This window comes from Streptomyces brevispora (assembly GCF_007829885.1).
In the GTDB taxonomy this organism is placed as follows: domain Bacteria; phylum Actinomycetota; class Actinomycetes; order Streptomycetales; family Streptomycetaceae; genus Streptomyces; species Streptomyces brevispora.
Genome location: NZ_VIWW01000001.1, coordinates 4,975,123 through 4,994,181, shown reverse-complemented (window position 1 = coordinate 4,994,181; position 19,059 = coordinate 4,975,123). Strand labels below are relative to the sequence as shown.

General features: G+C 70.7%; 13 protein-coding genes. 2 read left to right on the top strand and 11 right to left on the bottom strand.

What is annotated here, in order from left to right:
• Window positions 1-135: 135 nt before the first annotated feature.
• Window positions 136-648, bottom strand: coding sequence for a transcriptional regulator NrdR (nrdR, locus tag FHX80_RS23175; protein WP_145765966.1), 513 nt, complete (start codon window positions 646-648; stop codon window positions 136-138).
• Between the two features lie 532 nt (window positions 649-1,180).
• On the opposite strand from nrdR, the gene lexA reads away from it, so the two are divergent.
• Complete coding sequence (gene lexA, locus FHX80_RS23170; RefSeq protein ID WP_145765965.1) at window positions 1,181-1,981, top strand: transcriptional repressor LexA; 801 nt, start codon at window positions 1,181-1,183, stop codon at window positions 1,979-1,981.
• 81 nt (window positions 1,982-2,062) lie between these two features.
• On the opposite strand, the gene FHX80_RS23165 is transcribed toward lexA, so the two are convergent.
• From FHX80_RS23165 to FHX80_RS23145, 5 genes are all read right to left on the bottom strand, one after another.
• Window positions 2,063-4,033, bottom strand: coding sequence for an ATP-dependent DNA helicase (locus FHX80_RS23165; protein WP_145765964.1), 1,971 nt, complete (start codon window positions 4,031-4,033; stop codon window positions 2,063-2,065).
• Between the two features lie 50 nt (window positions 4,034-4,083).
• On the bottom strand, window positions 4,084-6,054 hold the full coding sequence (locus tag FHX80_RS23160; protein ID WP_145765963.1) for an IucA/IucC family protein: 1,971 nt from the start codon (window positions 6,052-6,054) through the stop codon (window positions 4,084-4,086).
• Between the two features lie 60 nt (window positions 6,055-6,114).
• Entirely contained in the window at window positions 6,115-6,840 is a 726-nt protein-coding gene (locus tag FHX80_RS23155; RefSeq protein ID WP_145765962.1) for a GNAT family N-acetyltransferase, read from the bottom strand.
• Window positions 6,841-6,904: 64 nt separating this feature from the next.
• Complete coding sequence (locus FHX80_RS23150) at window positions 6,905-8,797, bottom strand: IucA/IucC family protein (RefSeq protein ID WP_145765961.1); 1,893 nt, start codon at window positions 8,795-8,797, stop codon at window positions 6,905-6,907.
• A 28-nt stretch (window positions 8,798-8,825) separates the two neighbouring features.
• Window positions 8,826-10,205 (bottom strand): diaminobutyrate--2-oxoglutarate transaminase family protein, encoded by a 1,380-nt coding sequence (locus FHX80_RS23145; protein WP_145765960.1) that lies wholly within the window; start codon window positions 10,203-10,205, stop codon window positions 8,826-8,828.
• 382 nt (window positions 10,206-10,587) lie between these two features.
• On the opposite strand from FHX80_RS23145, the gene FHX80_RS23140 reads away from it, so the two are divergent.
• A complete protein-coding gene (locus tag FHX80_RS23140) occupies window positions 10,588-11,817 on the top strand; it encodes a trypsin-like serine peptidase (protein WP_208764706.1) in 1,230 nt (409 codons plus the stop codon).
• Between the two features lie 320 nt (window positions 11,818-12,137).
• Here the strand turns inward: FHX80_RS23140 and hflX are convergent, their stop codons facing one another.
• From hflX to FHX80_RS23115, 5 genes are all read right to left on the bottom strand, one after another.
• Window positions 12,138-13,658 (bottom strand): GTPase HflX, encoded by a 1,521-nt coding sequence (hflX, locus tag FHX80_RS23135; protein WP_145765957.1) that lies wholly within the window; start codon window positions 13,656-13,658, stop codon window positions 12,138-12,140.
• Window positions 13,659-13,791: 133 nt separating this feature from the next.
• Window positions 13,792-15,255, bottom strand: coding sequence for a M1 family metallopeptidase (locus FHX80_RS23130; protein ID WP_145765954.1), 1,464 nt, complete (start codon window positions 15,253-15,255; stop codon window positions 13,792-13,794).
• A 110-nt stretch (window positions 15,256-15,365) separates the two neighbouring features.
• Window positions 15,366-17,480, bottom strand: a complete 2,115-nt coding sequence (locus tag FHX80_RS23125) for a RelA/SpoT family protein (protein ID WP_145765953.1) — start codon at window positions 17,478-17,480, stop codon at window positions 15,366-15,368.
• A gap of 140 nt (window positions 17,481-17,620) precedes the next feature.
• Entirely contained in the window at window positions 17,621-18,493 is an 873-nt protein-coding gene (gene dapF, locus FHX80_RS23120; RefSeq protein ID WP_145765951.1) for a diaminopimelate epimerase, read from the bottom strand.
• Between the two features lie 105 nt (window positions 18,494-18,598).
• Entirely contained in the window at window positions 18,599-19,039 is a 441-nt protein-coding gene (locus FHX80_RS23115) for a hypothetical protein (protein WP_145767448.1), read from the bottom strand.
• Window positions 19,040-19,059: the final 20 nt, after the last annotated feature.

Genomic DNA, 19,059 nt, shown 5'->3' with positions numbered 1-19,059 from the left:
CGCCCTGAAGTGCCGAGAACTTCCCCCCGGCACAGTGTGTGTCTGGTACTTCGGACGCCGAGCAGGGCATCCGGAGCAGGTCTGCGTGCCGCTCAGCCGCCGGTCCACGGACCCGCGACGATCGGCATGTGCCGCTCAGTCGGCGGCGACGGCGGGCACGGGGACCTCAAGGGTCTCGCCGGTCCCGCATCCCTCTGCGCGAGGTCGCTGCTCGCGGAGTTCCACGATGGCGGCCTCGAAGTCCTCGAGGCTGTTGAACGCCCGGTAGACCGATGCGAACCGCAGGTACGCGACCAGGTCGAGTTCCTGCAGGGGGCCGAGAATGGCCAGGCCCACGTCGTGCGTGGTCAGCTCGGCGCTGCCGGTGGCACGCACGGCCTCCTCGACCCGCTGGCCGAGTTTGGCGAGGGCGTCCTCGGTGACCGGCCGCCCCTGGCACGCCTTGCGCACTCCGGAAATGACCTTGGTGCGGCTGAAGGGTTCGGTCACGCCGCTGCGCTTCACCACCATGAGCGAGCAGGTCTCCACCGTCGTGAAACGGCGGGAGCAGTCGGGGCACTGACGGCGTCGGCGGATCGAGGTCCCGTCGTCGGTGGTGCGACTGTCGACGACCCGGCTGTCGGGGTGCCTGCAGAAGGGGCAGTGCATGGCTCCCAACCCTCCTTCACAGCACGACTGAATGGCCTCTTCAGGCCCCGTGAGGGGCCGTCGAAGCAGCCTCAAGCATAGGCGATGACCGCACCCCCAAAAGCCGGGGACCACAACTTCTGGGCGGCCGGAGCAATCCAACCACTAGATCTTGGGTTTGATCGCGCATTTGGCCCTAGCGCGTGTCGCGCATCGCGGGCGGCCGGAAGGCAGCGTACGACCGATGACGAGGGTACGGGAAGCGCGCGGTTCCACTGGCTGCGGGGCGACATCGGAACGGCGGCCTCCGAGGTGACGAGGAGGGCCCGACGGCGACCCCGCGCGGCAGCACCGCGGCCGCGAACGCTACCGTAATGGTCCGAATTGCCGTTCGGTCCGACGGCGGACAACGCACCCCCCGGCTTCGCTCATACACCCAGCAATGAACGCCCAACAGGCTTTTATTTGTTTTTCACTCGAACGTGTGTTTGGCGCAACCTTTCGAAAGCTACTACCGTTGTGCAGCTAGGGAGACCATTCGAGAGGGGCCGACGTGACCACCACCGCAGACAGTGCCATCATCACTGCCCAGGACCGCTCCCAGAGCCGACTCGAGCCGGTGCATGCCATGAATGACTCAGTTCCCGCCACGAACACGGAGGGACCGGATCCCGCGCGCCCAGCGCGCTCGCTACCCGGACGACCTCCCGGAATCCGGGCGGACAGCTCGGGGCTCACGGACCGGCAGCGGCGAGTGATCGAGGTCATCCGGGACTCCGTGCAGCGGCGGGGATACCCGCCGTCGATGCGGGAGATCGGCCAGGCGGTGGGCCTTTCCAGTACGTCCTCCGTCGCGCATCAGCTCATGGCCCTGGAGCGCAAGGGCTTCCTGCGCCGCGACCCTCACCGCCCCCGGGCGTACGAGGTCCGTGGTTCGGACCAGCCCAGCACACAGCCCACGGACACCACGGGGAAGCCGGCGGCTTCGTATGTGCCGCTGGTCGGCCGGATCGCGGCCGGTGGTCCGATCCTCGCCGAGGAATCGGTCGAGGACGTCTTTCCGCTCCCCCGCCAGCTGGTCGGTGACGGAGAGCTCTTCGTACTGAAGGTCGTCGGCGACTCGATGATCGAAGCGGCGATCTGCGACGGGGACTGGGTCACCGTCCGGCGCCAGCCCGTGGCGGAGAACGGCGACATCGTGGCGGCCATGCTGGAGGGCGAGGCCACGGTCAAGCGCTTCAAGCGGGAGGACGGTCATGTGTGGCTGCTCCCCCACAACTCCGCGTACCAGCCAATCCCCGGCGACGAGGCGACGATCCTCGGCAAGGTCGTGGCGGTGCTACGGCGGGTGTGAGGTCACGCCTGCTCCGACCGGGCCCCGGTATCGGCTGGACCGATCCCGGGGCCCCGTCCGTGCGGCCGGGCCCGAGCGGGACTACTTCTCGTCGGCCTTCGCGGCGGCGTCGATCGCCGCGAGCGAGCGACGTGCCTGATTGCGGTCGGTCGTGTACCAGAAGTCGGGGAGCGAGGCGCGCAGATAGCTCCCGTACCGGGCATTGGCGAGACGCGGATCGAGCACCGCGACGACGCCCTTGTCGCCCGTGGCCCGGACGAGTCGGCCGGCGCCCTGTGCCATCAGCAACGCGGCGTGCGTCGCCGCGACTGCCATGAAGCCGTTGCCCCCCGCTTCCTCGACCGCCTTCTGGCGCGCGCTCATCAGCGGGTCGTCGGGGCGGGGGAACGGGATCCGGTCCATGACCACCAGCTGACAGCTCGCGCCGGGGACGTCCACGCCCTGCCAGAGCGAGAGCGTGCCGAAGAGGCAGGTCTCCGGGGAGGCCGCGAAATTCTTGATCAGCTCCCCCAGGGTCTCCTCGCCCTGGAGCAGGATCGGCCTCTCCAGCCGGCCCCGCAGCTCTTCGGCGGCCGCCTGGGCGGCCCGCATGGAGGAGAACAGCCCGAGGGTGCGGCCACCTGCCGCTTCCACCAGCTCGGCGAGCTCGTCCAGCATGTCGGTGCGGGAGCCCTCTCGGCCGGGCGTCGCCAGATGCCGGGCGACGTAGAGGATTCCCTGCCTCGGGTAGTCGAAGGGCGAACCGACGTCGAGCCCCTTCCACTGCGGGATGTCGTCGCCGGCGGTGCCTTCGGGGGCGAGCCCGAGCGAGGCGCCCACCCCGTTAAAATCGCCGCCGAGCTTCAGCGTGGCCGAGGTGAGTACGACGGAGCGGTCCGTGAAGAGCTTCTCGCGCAGCAGCCCGGAGACGGAGAGGGGGGCGACCCGTACGGAGGCGCCGAAACGGTCATGGCGTTCGTACCAGACCACGTCGTACTCGGACCCCTGGGTGATGCGTTCGGCGACACCGTGGATCGTCTCCACCGCGGCCAGTGCCTGCTTGCGGACCGCGTCCTCGTCCTGGACGGACTTGTCCCGGGTGGAGCCCAGGGCGGAGATCACCGTACGTGCCGCGTCGCGCAGTGCCGTCAGCGCGTAGCCGAGATCCTCCGGCAGCTCCTCCAGACGCCCCGGAAGCGCCAGCTCCATCACGCGCTCGAAGCCCTCCGACGCACTCTGCAGCGCGTCCGCGGCCTTCTCGTTGACGAGCTTCGCCGCGCGCCGCACCGCGCGGCCGACCTGGCCGGGGGTGAGCTCGCCGGTGGCCACGCCGGTGACCCTGGAGACCAGCTCATGGGCCTCGTCGACGATCAGCACCTCGTGCTGCGGGAGCACCGGGGCGCCCTCGATGGCGTCGATGGCGAGGAGCGCGTGGTTGGTGACCACCACATCGGCGAGCTTCGCCCGCTCACGGGCCTGCTCTGCGAAGCACTCCGCCCCGTACGCGCACTTGCTGGCGCCCAGGCACTCGCGCGAGGAGACGGAGATCTGCGCCCAGGCCCGGTCGGACACACCCGGGGTGAGGTCGTCACGGTCGCCGGTCTCCGTCTCGTCCGCCCAGTCCCGCATCCGCAGCAGGTCCTGACCGAGCTTGCTCGACGGAGCCGCGGCCTCGAACTGGTCGAAGAGGCCCTCTTCCTCCTCCTGCGGCACTCCTTCGTGGAGGCGATGCAGACAGAGGTAGTTCGACCGGCCCTTGAGCATCGCGAACTGGGGACGGCGGCGCAGCAGCGGATGCAGGGCGTCGACCGTACGCGGCAGGTCCCGCTCCACCAGCTGGCGCTGCAGGGCCAGCGTCGCCGTGGCCACCACGACACGCTCGCCGTGCGCCAGGGCGGGCACCAGGTAACCCAGCGATTTGCCCGTGCCGGTACCGGCCTGGACGAGCAGGTGGGAGTGGTCGTCCACGGCCGTAGCGACCGCGTCGGCCATGGCGGCCTGACCAGGCCGCTCCGTACCGCCGACGGCGGTGACGGCGGCGTGCAGGAGCTCGGGGAGGGATGGCTTCGTCATAGCCCGACCAGCCTACGGGGCGCCACTGACAACGACGGTCACTCCCGGCCTCACGCGGAGGGATGGAGCGGGTTGGCCACCGTGCCGTGGATGGCCGCGTGCGGTCGCTCCGGCCGGTCGCGGTAGCCGTCCAGATGCAGGCGGTTGCGGTTCAGACAGAGGCGTTCGATGCGCGGCTTCAGCATGTCGAACATCTCGAACCTGTCCTTCAGCTGCGGAAAGCGGGCGTGGTGGCGCAGGATCTCCGCCCGGACGAGTGACCAGAATTCGGCCTCCGGGACGCCCAGCTGCTCCTCGCAGAGCGGGGAAAGAAAGCGGAAGACTCCGGTGAAGAGCCCGGAGTGGATGAACTGGGTGAGGAAGGAGGGTTCCTCGGTGAGCAGGATGCGGCGTACGTCCGGCGGCATGGTGTCGTGCTCCGGCAGCGGGCGGGCGCTGACGTTCACGTCGTCCACGAAGTCCTTGATCGCCAGGCGGACGGGGACGTCCTGGCCGTCGAAGACGACGATGGCGTTCTCGCCGTGCGGGGAGAACACGGTGCCGTAGCGGTAGAGGAAGTGCAGCAGCGGCGGGAGCATCGCGGCGAAGAGCCGGGTCAGCCACGCGGTGGGGATCAGTCCCGAGCGGGCGACGAGCTCGGCGGTGAAGGCGCGGCCGTGCGGATCGGTGAGCAGCAGTGAGGCGAGGGTTCGGGCCCGCTCGCCGGGCGCCAGACGCGGGAGGAGGGGCTCGCGCCAGATCGCGCCGAGGATCTCCTTGAACTGGTACGGCGTCTCGGGGAGGTGGTCGTACAGCGGGTGCTCGACCGTGACCGATGCCACCTCGCCGAGCAGGATGACGCCGCAGGTGTCACGCAGGAAGGGATCACTGTCGCGCAGCCCCTGGACCCAGCTGGTGACGGCGGGGGCGGCGAGGGTGCGCTCGGTCGGGAGTCCGCGCCAGACCAGCGTGTTGAGGATCGACAACGGCAGTTTGACGGTGTGCCGGTCGGGCCGTTCCACGTTGGCGAAGGTGCGGATGGACTGCTGCGGCAGCCGCAGGTCCGGGTCGGCGTGCAGGGGAACGATGTCGCCCGCGGCGATGGCCGGGGCGAACAGGGGAACGATCCATTCGTCCCACTGCCAGGGGTGGACGGGCAGACAGTAGTAGCCGTCGGGGTCGAGGCCGCGGCCGCGCAGGACGGCGGCGAACGACTCGCGGACCTCGGGGTCGAGCTCCTGGGCGTAGAGCTGCTCGGCGGTGGCGAGCGAGGGCACGCCCCGGTAGGCGGCGATCCGGGAGGAGACCGCGATCCACGGCAGCCTGACCGGCTTGCGGGCCTCGGGGGTGAAGCGGGACGCGTCGGTGGCGGAGAATCCGAGCCGCCCTTTGTTGGCGACGATCCAGGGGTGGCCGGTCTGGTGTCCTTCGAGTTCCGCGTAGTCGAGGTCGGCCAGCTCGGCGACGGCGAGCGCGCTGTGGTCGAGGCGGGCGTCGGCGGTGAGCGTGGTGGTGAGCTCGCGCACGAGGTGACCGAGGGTGGCGCCGTCGAGCCCGAGCAGACGACGGGCGCGGGCGAGGAAGAGCAGCGGGTCGCGGAAGGGGACACCGGCGGGGACGCGGTCCCGCGGATCGGTGCGCTCGGCAGAGCGGCCGGGTGCGGAGTGCGCGTCCGGCCCAGGTGCGGAGTGCGCGTCCGGCCCGGGCGCGGCGGGTGCTTCGGCCGGGGGCGCGCAGAGTGCCTCCGCCTCGGTCTCGACGGTGGTCGCCTCGCGGATCGAGTCGGGGGCGACACGCCAGCTGCCGTACACCCCGCGCCCTGCGGTGAAGCTCAGGCTTCCGCCGTCGTCCAGCACGAGGGTGTACGTATCGCCCCCGGCGGACCGCGAAACCGGCTGGATGACTTCCTCGTAGGCGAATTCGCCGAGCATCTTCGCAAGCATCCGGGCGGCGGCTCGGTCCCACACCGCCCGGTTCAGTTCTGGAGTGTTGAGCAACGCGGGCGACTCCGCCGAGTCATGGCTCACGGGATATTTGGGCACGGGCACTCCTCGGGACGGAACCGATGGGTTTCGAGCGGTGCGGACAAGGCAGCGGTTGGTTCACAGCTGGGCACGGTGGGCTCGGTCGCGGATCATCAGCGCGGCCCGCTTGTCCGGGAGTTCGACCTCCGCGGAGAAGCGGAATCCGGCGCGGAGAAAGGCGGAGACGGAAGGGGTGTTAGGCAGGGCCGGTTCGGCGACGACGCGGGTGCACAGGGGCCGGTTGTCGAGTACGAGGTCGGAGGCGGCCCGGAGCAGAGTGCTGCCGACCCCATGGCCGCGGTTGTTCACTTCACCGATGAGGAGGTGGACTCCGGTGTCGTGCGGGCGTGCGGGGTAGTGACGGGCCAACGGGTCCAGGTCGGCGCGGTAGATCTCCCAGTAGCTCATGGGGACACCTGAGAGCACCCCCAGACAGGGGAGGCTTCGTCCGTCGCCTTCGAGTTGGGGCGTCAGGTGCTCCGCTGTGACGGATTCGGCTCCGGCGAGTTCCCAGAAGGCCGCGACGGCGGGGTCGTTCATCCAGCGGCTGATCAGCGCGAGGTCGCGCTCCAGCCGTACGGGAACGAACTGGAACACTCCGGCCGGCGTGGTGACGGCCTTCCATTCGGACAGCCGGTCCAGCAGTTCGGAGGCGGCGGTGCCGTGCCCGGTGAGGGGGGTGTCCTCCGCCAGGAACGCGAGGATCTCATCGGTGAGCTGTAGATCCAGTGTGTCCTCGGCGTCCGTACCGGCCTGGGGAGTGGGGTCGTTTCCGGGGTCGGCGTGTGCATCGGTGGGAGGCACGGTGATGCTCTCCTCTCTCAGCAATTCGGACGACGGGTTCCATCGGGCACCCAGCGGCAGTCCTTCAGCCGCGAAGGGGGTTGGTGATGGTGACGTAGACGGACTGGGTGTCGACGGGGCCGACGAGTTCGTCGAGGCCGTGCAGCCGGGTCAGCATGTTGGCCTTGCAGCGCAGGTGCGGAGTCTCCAGCAGATGTGCGGGGAGCGGGGAGCCCAGCGCGGTGGCCGCTCCCAGGAATCGGCGGAAGGCGGCGAGGAGCATCCGTTCGTCGGCGAGCTGTTGGGCACCGAACGCTCCGATCAGTCCGAACACGTTGTTGATGCCGAGGTAGTACGCGAAGCGCTCGTCGGTGACGGCATCGGAGACGAAGGTGTCGCTGACCGATCCGATGCCGGGGAGCCTGCGCTCAAGTGCCGCGCGGTGTGATTCGCGGAAGTAGTAGCCCTGATTGTCGCGATAGTGGCCGCCGACCGGCCAGCCTTCGGCGTCGAGCAGTACCAGGGTGTTCTGCTGATGGGCTTCGAGGGCGACACCGGCGTGCGCGTCCAGCCAGAGCACCGGTTGGACGACACGGGTGAGGTAGCGCAGGAACCACTCGGCGGCGACGGCGGTCGTGGTCCGGCCGGTGCGGGCGGCGAGCCGGCAGACGGTGTCGGCGAGGCGCGAGTGCATGCCCGCGCGGTCCGGCCAGGGGCGGGGGGCGGTGAGCCCGGCGATGCAGACCGCGTCGTCGTGCCGGTCGAACGGGTTGTGGCGCAGCATGACGTCGAAGCCGTGGACGGGCTCGCCGTCCTGGGTGTCGACCGCGAGCCATGCGGGGTCCCGGACGATGTCGAAACCGGGATGGGCCAGGTGCAACTGCGTGGCGAGCCCGCTGCGGAGCAGACGGTGGACCTCGACTCCCCGGTGGAGTTCCTTGCGGAGGTTCTCACGACGGGAGTTGGTGATGCGCAGTCCGAGGGAGAGCTTCAGCATGGTGTCGACGCCGGGCCGCTGCACGGTGCGCACCGAAGAGGTGGGGTGCCAGTGCGCGCCGTACGGCCCCAGGTCGTGCACGAGCCCGGCGTCGAGAAGGGCGGCGACCTCGGGCCGGTTCCTCAGCTCTCGGGCCTGCCAGGGGTGGAGCGGAATGGGCGCGGTGTGCTCCGGGAGTCGCAGCCCCTCGGCGTGCCTGGCCACGAGTTCGGTGGCCGGCACCGGGCGGCCCTGGTCGGTCCATGCGGAGTCGGTTGCCAGTACGGACCGGTCGACGGCCATCCAGTGGAGGGGGAAGGAGCCGTGCGACTCAGGTGAGTAGAGGCGGGATTCGGAGTCGGAGAGACCTTCGCGGCTCTTGGGAGAGGGGTGGAGGGGATGTCCGAGAAGGAGTGACTGCTCCGCGGTCAGGAAGAGATCGGCCTCGGCGGATGCGCCGGGGCGGCGGCGCTGCCCGTCGATGAATACGGCGGTTCGCCGTACCGAGTCGGCCACCCTGGCCACCATGTCCGCGCCCTCGTTGTGGCCGGCTTCGCGGCCCAGGAGAGCGGCGACGGTGACGGCGTCGGCGGTGGGCGCCCCGTCGGGTGCCTGCTCCAGGACGGGCGCGCCGAAGCGGTGCCAGCCCGTGGCGGACCAGTGGCGGACGGGGACGAGCAGGGCGGTGCCGCTCGCGGCGAGCGGGATTCGGAGGGTCTCCCCCTCCGGGCGGGGCAGGTCGCATTCGCGGACCCAGCAGCGCAGCAGGTTCTCGATGCCGGCGGCATCCGCGGCCTGCAGCGGATCGGGGTGGTCCAGGGGGTCGGCGGCCGGTGCGGGGCAGGCGGGTGTTGCCCTGGAGGCGTACCACTGACCGTGCGGCACCTCCTTCTGGCGCGGCACGGTCGTCAGCTCGACAGCGAGGTGGCCTGTTGATCCGGCCTCTCCTCGGTGGTGGCTGGAGGGAGGGCCGTCGGCCTCGGGCGCGGGGGTGGGGTTCACGGCGGTCTTTCCTGTGATGGTGTCCGGGTCAGCGGATCGACCCGGTCGCGGTCCGTCGGTGCGGCGAGCGCTCGGCGGCTGCCAGGGCATCGGCGAGGCGGTCGACGACCGCTGTTGCCTGTTCGTCGGTGAGCGTGAGGGGAGGGAGCAGGCGTACGACCGTGGAGTGACGGCCGCCGAGTTCAACGATGAGACCTCGGCGCAGGCACTCCTGCTGGACGGCGACGGCGAGGACCGGGTCGGGCGGTGCCTCGTTCCCTCCGCCCACCGGGGGCGACTCGGGGTCGACGAGTTCCACGCCGATCATCAGGCCCCGTCCGCGGACGTCACCGATGCACGGGTGGTCCGCGGTGAGTGTCCGCAGGCTGGCGAGCATCCGGGCGCCGAGGATCCCGGCCCGCTCGGCGAGCCCGTTCTCCCGGACGTGGGCGAGGGTGGCCGTGCCTGCCGCCATCGCGAGCTGGTTGCCGCGGAAGGTGCCTGCGTGGGCGCCGGGCTGCCAGGTGTCCAGTTCGGAGCGGTAGACGATCACAGCGAGCGGAAGGGAGCCGCCGATGGCCTTGGACAGCACCATCACATCGGGCACGACCCCGCTGTGCTCGACGGCCCAGAAGGCACCGGTCCGGCCGACGCCCGTCTGGACCTCGTCGGCGATCAGGGGGATCGACCGGGACGCGGTGATCTCCCGCATCCGGCGCATCCAGCCGTCGGGGGCGGGGTTGACGCCGCCCTCACCCTGTACCGGCTCGATGATCATTCCGGCCGGCGCGGGTGTTCCGCTCTTGGGGTCGTCGAGCACGCTCTCGGTCCACCGTGCGGAGATCTGTGCGCCGCGATCCCCGCCGATACCGAAGGGGCAGCGGTAGTCCTGCGGGAACGGGAGTCGCGTCACCCGTACGTCCTCGGCGCCTCCGGACGCGGCGAGGGCGCCCGACGTCATGCCGTGATAGGCACCGGTGAACGCGAGCAGACCGCTGCGTCCGGTGGCGGCGCGGACCAGTTTGAATGCCGCCTCGACCGCGTCCGTTCCGGCCGGTCCGCAGAACTGGATCCGGGCGTTGTCCGCGAACTCGCGTGGCAGCGTGGCGAACAGCTCCGTGGTGAAGGCGTCCTTGACCGGGGTGGCGAGGTCGAGCACATGCAGGGGCGCGCCCGTGTCCAGGACCTTTTTGATCGCTTCCAGGACGACCGGGTGGTTGTGCCCGAGGGCCAGTGTCCCGGCTCCGGACAGGCAGTCGAGATAGCGCCGCCCGTCCGCTCCTTCGATGGTCAGCCCCCGGGCCCGTACCGGCACGATGGGCAGCGACCGGGCATAGGTGCGGGCGGCCGACTCGCGCATCGCCTGGCGGCGCAGGATGCCCTCGTACGCCGCGGGCGGCGCCGCCGGAGCTGGTTCGGTCACGGCCACGACTCTTGATCCTCCCGCTGTAACGGTTGAGTTGCACGTCAGCACGATTCCGCAGGGACGGACCGCGGGGGTGAACTCTGGCTCTGTGTCACCCGTACGTACCAACGACGCCGGACGCCGGGGATCACGGGTAAATCCGAAGATCCTTGCGGAGCGGAACCAGGCCCCTGCCGTGCACCGTCCGCACCGGCACCGGCATAGTGGGGGACCGCGCCGAGCCTCCGGGACAGCCTCCTGGCGGCCGTGGCACCTGCGGAGCAGTCCCGAACGCCATCCGGGAACCGGCCGGTGTGGCCACGGAAGTCCGGTGTGCCGTACGGGAGTTCGGTGCGGAAGTTCAGTACAGAAGCGTTGAGTTACGAAGTCCCAGGGGGATCACCAGATGCGACGCATTCGACCAGCAGCCACCGCACGCCGTGGGGGGAGCGCCCGTCGCCCGTCCTCTCCCGTGCTCGCCACCGCGGCGGTCGCCGCCGTCCTCGCGCTGACCGCGACCGCCTGCGGCCCGAGCGACGACGGTGCGAGCGCCGAGCCGAGCGGCAGCTCAGCGAGCCAGACGTCGGACAACAAGATCATCGTCCCGGACGATCTCAAGGACCGGCTCAAGGAACACGGGATCGACCTCGACCAGTGGAAGAACGGCGACTGGAAGAACTGGGACAAGGACACGTGGCTGCGTGAGGCCAAGGACTTCATCAATCCGATCATCGCGGGCCTCTGGGACTCGGACCGGATGCGTGACGCCGACAAGTCGCCCGAGAAGCCCGTCGCCAACGACATATCCGGTGACGAGGGCGTGACCGACCCGACCCCCGCACCGGTCCGGGCCGTGGGCGTGAACACGCCGTTCCACGACAACGCCGCCGAGTCCGGGAAGCTGTTCTTCGACGGTCCCGAGGGCTCGATGGTCTGCTCGGCAACCGTGGTGAAGGACCCGGCGCACCCCGGCAAGTCCAACATGGTGTGGACCGCCGGCCACTGTGTCCACGCCGGTTCCAAGGGCGGCTGGTACCGCAACATCGCCTTCGTCCCGTCCTACAACAACAGCGGTCTGTCGGCCGATCAGCTCCGCAACAACCCGCCCAAGGACAAGGTCGCCCCGTACGGCGTGTGGTGGGGCTCGTGGGCGCAGACGTCCGAGCAGTGGATCGACCAGGGCTCCTCGGTCGGCGGCCTGGGCGCTCCGTACGACTTCGCGGTGCTGCACGTGACGCCGGAGAAGGGCTCGAACGGAAAGTCCCTCGAGGAGACGGTCGGTTCGGCTCTGCCGGTCGAGTTCAACGCCCCGGCCGTGCCCGAGATCGCCGATATGACGGCGACCGGCTTCCCGGCCGCCCCACCGTACGACGGCCAGAAGCTGTTCCAGTGCGCGGACAAGCCGGGCCGGCTCTCGCTCACCAAGGACGACCCGACGATGTACCGCATCGGCTGCTCCATGACCGGCGGTTCCTCCGGTGGCGGCTGGGTCGCGGCGGGTCAGGACGGCAAGCCCGCGCTGGTCTCGAACACCTCCATCGGCCCGGTGGCGGCCGGCTGGCTGGCCGGACCGCGCCTCGGCAAGGAAGCCAAGGGCGTCTACGACTCGGTCAGCAAGAAGTACGCGGGCCAGTAACGGCCGCACCCGGCCTCTCAGGGGCCTTCGGCGCAGAGCCGACCGCTGAAGGCCCCTGAGATGCTGTCGGGTGAAGCCGGGGAAGGGCGGGAAGTCCCTGGAGGAGCCCGCGGGCAACGCCCTGACGGTCGGCTTCGACGTCCCCGAGGCCACTCGGATCAGCGCGATGGGCCTGGGGTTACCCGGCCGCCCCGCCGTTCGACGGCCTGATCATGCACATGTACGTCCGGCCGTGCCGGCCGCGCACGGCGAACGGCCGACGGCCCGCTCCCGGTATGGGGGCGGGCCATCGGCCTGTACGGTTCCGCGCTGTGCTGCGGTCAGTGCACCGCGGGCACGAACGGGGCGAGGTCCGAGGCCAGTTGCTCGTGCACCCGCGCCTTGACCAGGGTGCCCTCCGAGGTGTGCTCCTCGGAGATCACCTCTCCCTCGGCGTGCACCCGGGAGACGAGTCCGCCCTGGGTGTACGGCACGAGCGCCTCGATCTCGACCGAGGGCCGCGGCAGTTCGCTGTCGATGAGCGCGAGCAGCTCGTCGATACCGGCGCCGGTCCGGGCCGACACCGCGATCGCGTGCTTCTCGATGCGCAGCAGCCGCTGAAGCACCAGCGGATCCGCGGCATCCGCCTTGTTGATCACCACGATCTCGGGCACATCCACCGCGCCCACCTCGCGGATCACCTCGCGTACGGCTGCGAGCTGCTCCTCCGGCACCGGGTGCGAGCCGTCCACCACGTGCAGGATCAGATCGGACTCACCGACCTCCTCCATGGTGGAGCGGAACGCCTCGACGAGGTGGTGCGGCAGATGCCGTACGAACCCGACGGTGTCGGCCAGCGTGTAGATCCGGCCGCTCGGCGTCTCGGCCCGGCGCACGGTCGGGTCGAGGGTGGCGAACAGCGAGTTCTCCACCAGCACACCCGCCCCGGTCAGCCGGTTGAGGAGCGAGGACTTGCCGGCGTTGGTGTAGCCCGCGATCGCGACCGAAGGCACCTTGTTGCGCCTGCGTTCCTGGCGCTTGATCTCGCGGCCGGTCTTCATCTCCGCGATCTCCCGGCGCATCTTCGCCATCTTCTCGCGGATCCGGCGCCGGTCCGTCTCGATCTTGGTCTCACCGGGACCACGGGTCGCCATGCCGCCACCGCCGCTGGAACCGCCACCGCCCATCTGACGGGACAGCGACTGACCCCAGCCGCGCAGCCGCGGCAGCATGTACTGCATCTGTGCCAGCGAGACCTGCGCCTTGCCCTCACGGGACTTGGCGTGCTGGGCGAAGATGTCGAGAATCAGGGCGGTCCTGTCCACCACCTTGACCTTGACGACATCCTCCAGGTGGATCAGCTGGCCGGGGCTGAGCTCACCGTCGCAGACGACGGTGTCGGCCCCGGTTTCGAGAACGATGTCGCGCAGCTCCAAGGCCTTGCCGGAACCGATGTAGGTGGCCGGGTCGGGCTTGTCGCGGCGCTGGAAGACCGCGTCCAGCACCTGGGCCCCTGCCGTTTCGGCGAGAGCCGCCAGCTCGGCGAGCGAGATCTCCGCGTCGTGCACGGTTCCCGAGGTCCAGACACCGACCAGCACCACACGCTCCAGGCGCAGCTGGCGGTATTCGACCTCGGTGACGTCCTCGAGCTCGGTGGAGAGTCCTGCCACCCGCCGCAGCGCGGCACGCTCGGAGCGGTCGAGCTGGTCGCCGTCCCGCTCTCCGTCGATCTCGTGGCTCCAGGCGACGTCCTCTTCCATCAGGGCGTCGGCCCGAAGGGGCTCGGTGAGGCTCTCGGTGACGTTCTCCGTGGCGCTCTGCGCGTCCTGCGCGTCCTGGGGAAGGGAAGAAGAGGAGGTCATTGGATCCTTACGTCGATAGAAGTGGTCTACAGCTGTCACAACGCGTGACCTCCCCGGATGATTCCCGCACGGGGAGCGCTCCGGTCCGGCCGCCGTGGCGACCTGTCGATAGTGGCATGGCACGCCCGGCCCGTCACGCGGGTTTAGCGCTGCCCGCCGGTGCCGTGCTGTGCCAGTCCGGGTGGCCCGGCATGGGCGGTGTGTTCGTCCCGTACAGCCAGCCGTCGAAGAACGTGCCCAGGTCGCGTCCCGCCACCTGGGCGGCCAGCCGGGTGAAGTCCGCCGTGGCGGCGTTGGAGTCGCGGTGCTTGCGCACCCAGAGCCGCTCCAGCCGGTCGAAGGCGCTGGGACCGATCTCCTGACGGAGCGCGTACAGGACCAGCGCGCTGCCGTCGTAGACCACCGGCCGGAACAGGCTGATCTTCTCGCCCGGGGCCGGTGCGTCGGGGCGCGCGGGCGGCCCTCCCCCGGCGCGCCAGCCGTCCGACCTGGTGTAGGCGTCACGCATCCGGCGTTCGAGCGGCTTGCCGCCGTGCTCCTGCGCGTAGCGCGCCTCGTACCAGCTGGCGTGTCCCTCGTTGAGCCAGAGATCGGACCAGGTCCGCGGTGAGACGCTGTCACCGAACCACTGGTGTGCCAGCTCATGGACCATCACCGAGTCGACGTACCACTCGGGGAAGTCGCCTTCGGCGAACAGTCGGCGCTCGAAGAGCGACAGGGTCTGGGTCTCCAGCTCGAAGCCGGTGTCGGTGTCGGCGATCAGCACGCCGTAGTTCTCGAAGGGGTAGCGGCCGACCTGCTTCTCCATCCATTCCAGCTGCCCCGGCGTCTTCTTCAGCCACGGTTCCAGCCGCTGCCGGTCGGCGACCGGCACGACGTCGCGCACCGGCAGTCCGTGCGGTCCGGTCCGCTGCACGACGGTGGACCTGCCGATGCTGACCTGGGCCAGTTCGGTGGCCATCGGGTGCTCGGTGCGGTACGTCCAGGTGGTGCGGTCGCCGTGCCGGGTGCGTCCGGTGCGCAGACCGTTGGCCACCACCGTCAGGTCCTGGGGGGCGGTGATCCGGAAGGTGAAGTACGCCTTGTCGGCCGGGTGGTCGTTACTGGGGAAGACCCGGTGCCCGGCGTCGGCCTGGTTGGCCATGGCGAGACCGTCGGCGGTCTGCACCCAGCCGCCGCTGTCCCGCTCCCCGCGGGGATCGCTGGTGTGCCGGACCGTGATCCGCAACGGCACGCCGGCCGGGAGCGGGCCCGGGGGCTCGATGATCAGGTCCTCGTCCTCGACCGCGAAGTCGGTGCGCAGGCCGTTGACCTCAACGGAGCGCACGGTGCCCCGGGTGAAGTCGAGGTTGATCCGGTCCAGGGGCTCGGTCGTCCGCGCGTCGATCGTGGTGACGGCTTCGAGCGGTTCGCTGTTGCGGCCCTGGTAGTCGAGGCCGATGTCGTAGGCGAGTACGTCGTATCCGGGGTTGCCCAGGTGTGGGAAGAGCGGGTCGCCGATGCCGAGCGGCACCGGTGCGGGCAGGGTGGCGGCGACGAGGGTGGCCGATGCGGTGGCCAGCAGAGCGGCCCGCAGACGGCGGGAGAGGAACGGCATGGACTACGGCTACCAGCGCAGCCCCTCCATAGCGGGACGGCGCGCGCCGCGCCACTCGAACGAGATCCGCGGTGGCGGACGGTGCCGGCCGGGACCGGAGCCCGGCCGGGTCAGAGAGCGGCGGCCGGGTGCTGGGCGCGGCTCACGTCGTACACCCCTGGTACGTCACGCATGGCGCGCATCAGCGAGGGCAGTCCGGCGGCGTCGGGGAGTTGCAGGGTGTACGTGTGCCGCACGCGCTGTTCGCTGGGCGGTTCGACGGTGGCGGAGATGATCGCCGCGTCCGCCCCGGCGATCGCCTCGGTGAGGTCGGCCAGCAGCCTCGGCCGTCCGAAGGACTCCGCGACCAGCGTCACCCGGCATTCGGACGCGTCGCCCCAGCTCACCGCGACCGGTACCCGGCCGACTGCCTCCATGCGGGCCGCCGCCGGACATCGCAGCCGGTGCACGGTGACGGCGCCGCCGCGCACGGTGAAGCCGGTGACGTCGTCGGGCGGTACGGGAGTGCAGCAGCCGGCGAGCCGCACGGTGGCGTCCGACCGCTCGACCAGGGCGCTCGCGGTACGGCCGCCCGGTCCCGCGGATCCGGACGGCGCCGGCTGCGGTCCGGGCCTGCGGTCCGCGGGCCGGCTGCCCTGGACGGCCTCCTGATCCTGCGGATGGGCGTCGAGCCAGCCGGTGATCGCGATGCGGGCGGTGGGCGTCCGGGCGTGGTCGAGCCAGTCGGGCGAGGGCCCCGACGCGGCGTCCTCGGCAAGGAGCAGCTGAACGGTGTCACCGTCGCCGAGCGCGGTGCTGAGCGTGGCCAGCCGCCCGTTCACCCGGGCCCCGATGCAGCTGTGCGCCGCGTCGCCGTACTGCGCGTAGGCGGCGTCGACGCAGCTGGCGCCCGCGGGCAGGCCGAGCGTGCCGCCGTCGGTGCGGAAGACCGTGATCTCGCGGTCCTGGGCGAGGTCCGCGCGCAGTGTGGTCCAGAAGGTGTCGGGGTCGGTCGCGGACTGCTGCCACTGGAGGAGCCGGGACAGCCAGCCGGGGCGGGTCGGGTCCGCACGTTCGCCGTCCGCCGGTTCGGCGGGCGGCGCGCCGCTGTCCGCGGCGTAGGGATTGCCGAGCGCGATGACGCCGGCCTCGGCGACCTTGTGCATCCGGTGGGTACGGATGAGGACTTCGGCGACCTCGCCCTCCGGTCCCACCACCGCGGTGTGCAGCGACTGGTACAGGTTGAACTTGGGGGCGGCGATGAAGTCCTTGAACTCGGAGATCACCGGGGTGAAGCAGGTGTGGAGTTCGCCGAGGACGGCATAGCAGTCGGCGTCCTCGGCGACGAGCACGAGGAGCCGTCCGAAGTCGGTGCCGCGCAGTTCGCCGCGTTTGATACTGACCCGGTGCACGGAGACGAAGTGCCGTGGCCTGACGAGGACTTCGGCGGTGATACCGGCCTCGCGCAGCACCGAGGAGACGTTCCCGGCGATGACGGTGAGCGGGTCCGCCCCGGTGGTGGCGGCGGAGAGCACGGCGCGGGTCTGTGCGTACTCCTCGGGGTGGAGGATCGCGAAGACGAGATCCTCCAGCTCGGTCTTGAGCGCCTGTACGCCGAGCCGTTCCGCGAGCGGGATGAGTACATCGCGGGTGACCCTGGCGATCCGGGCCTGTTTCTCGGGGCGCATCACGCCGAGCGTGCGCATGTTGTGCAGCCGGTCGGCGAGCTTGATCGACATCACCCGGACGTCGTCGCCGGTGGCCACCAGCATCTTGCGGAAGGTCTCGGGCTCGGCCGCCGCCCCGTAGTCGACCTTCTCCAGTTTGGTGACGCCGTCGACCAGATAGCGGACCTCGTCGCCGAACTGCTCACCCACCTGATCGAGGGTCACCTCGGTGTCCTCGACCGTGTCATGGAGCAGGGACGCCGTCAGCGTCGTGGTCTCGGCGCCGAGTTCGGCGAGGATCAGGGTGACCGCGAGCGGGTGCGTGATGTACGGCTCACCGCTCTTGCGCATCTGCCCGCGGTGCGAGGTCTCCGCGAGGACGTAGGCCCGGCGCAGAACGGAGAGGTCGGCGTCGGGGTGGTGGGCCCGGTGCGCCTCGGCGACATGGCCGATGGCGTCGGGCAGCCGGTCCCGGGAGACCGGGCCGAGCAGAGCGACCCGCCCCAGCCTGCGGAGGTCGATCCGGGGACGGCCCCGCCTGCGGATGGGAGCACCTGGGTTGGTGGCCTCTGCGCTCATGGGGCACCTCCGGCAACGTCGGCCGGCTGTGGGGAGGTGCGGTCGCGCCTCCGGGCCGGTGCTTGATGCTACCGACCCCACCACGTGGCGGAGTCCGGCTCTCGCCCAGCGTGAAACGGATCACCCATTCGAGCGAAGCGCTATCCGTTCAGCGTTTCGAGCCAGGCCGAATCGATCTTGCCCTGGGCGACGATCACGGCCGGTCCGGTCATCTCGATGCCGCCGTCCGGGTGCTCGGTGATCACCAGCGTGCCACCGGGGAGGTCGACGGTGTACGTGACCGGGACGCCCGTGACCGCCGGGTCGGCCCCGTCCCGGCGGGCGGCGGCGACGGCCACGGCGCAGGCTCCGGTGCCGCAGGACCTGGTCTCGCCGGAGCCGCGCTCGTGGACGCGCATCGCGACGTGGCGGGGTCCGCGGTCCACCACGAACTCGATGTTGACCCCGTCGGGGTAGACGGCCGCGGGGACGAAGGACGGCCCGGTGTGCAGATCGCCGGCGTGCGCCAGGTCCTCGACGAACGCGACCGCGTGCGGGTTGCCCATGCTGACGTTGCGGGTGCCCCAGCTGCGGCCGTCGACGGTGACGGTGACGTCTGTCCCGGGGAGCTCTGCGCGGCCCATGGAGACGGTGATGTCGCCGTCCTTGGCGAGGTGCACCTTCTTGATGCCGCCGCGGGTGGCGACCGCGAGATCGCCCGCCTGGACCGCGCCGGAGCGCTGGAGGTAGCGGGCGAAGACCCGTACACCGTTGCCGCACATCTCGGCGATCGAGCCGTCCGCGTTGCGGTAGTCCATGAACCACTCGGCCTCGTCCGCCATGGCCAGCGCCTCGGGGTGGGCGGCGGACCGCACGACGTGCAGCAGCCCGTCACCGCCGATGCCGGCCCGGCGGTCGCAGAGTCCGGCGACGACGGAGGCGGGCAGGTCGACGGCGTTGTCCGGGTCCGGAACGATCACGAAGTCGTTCTCGGTGCCGTGGCCCTTGAGGAAGGCGATCTGCGTCGTGGTCACAGGACAACTGTACGAGGCGGCGCCGACAGCGCCGCGAACCGGCCCTCCCGTACGAAGGGGCTCCGGCGCCTGCCGCCCGCCGCGGGGGCGGGGTCCGGCCCGGTGTCAGGAACGCAGCCGTGCCACGCGCCACACGGCCAGCGCGACCAGCGCCGCGCACACCGCGACGTACAGCACGATCACGCGCCAGTCGGTGCGCTCCCCCGAGCCCTTGGACGGCAGTCCGGGCCAGGTGTACCCGACGCGGCGGGCGGCCATCATGCCCCAGCCCGCGGCGCAGCAGCTGATCAGCAGTCCCAGCATGGCGACGACCGCTCCGCCGTCACCGAACTCGAAGGCGAGCGGGAAGGCGAACATCAGCGATCCCATCGCGGCGAGGGTGACGATCGGCGCGAGCTGCCAGATGCGCATCCGACGGGCGGGGCGCAGCTCGACCTGGACCTCGGGGGTCACATCGAGCTCGTCGGGCCCGTCGGGGCTCAAGCGTCCTGCCTCGTGCTGCGTGTCCGGTGCGTCTTGTTCCGTGTCGCGAGGGCCGGCCTCCATCGCCACGCGCCCTCCCAACT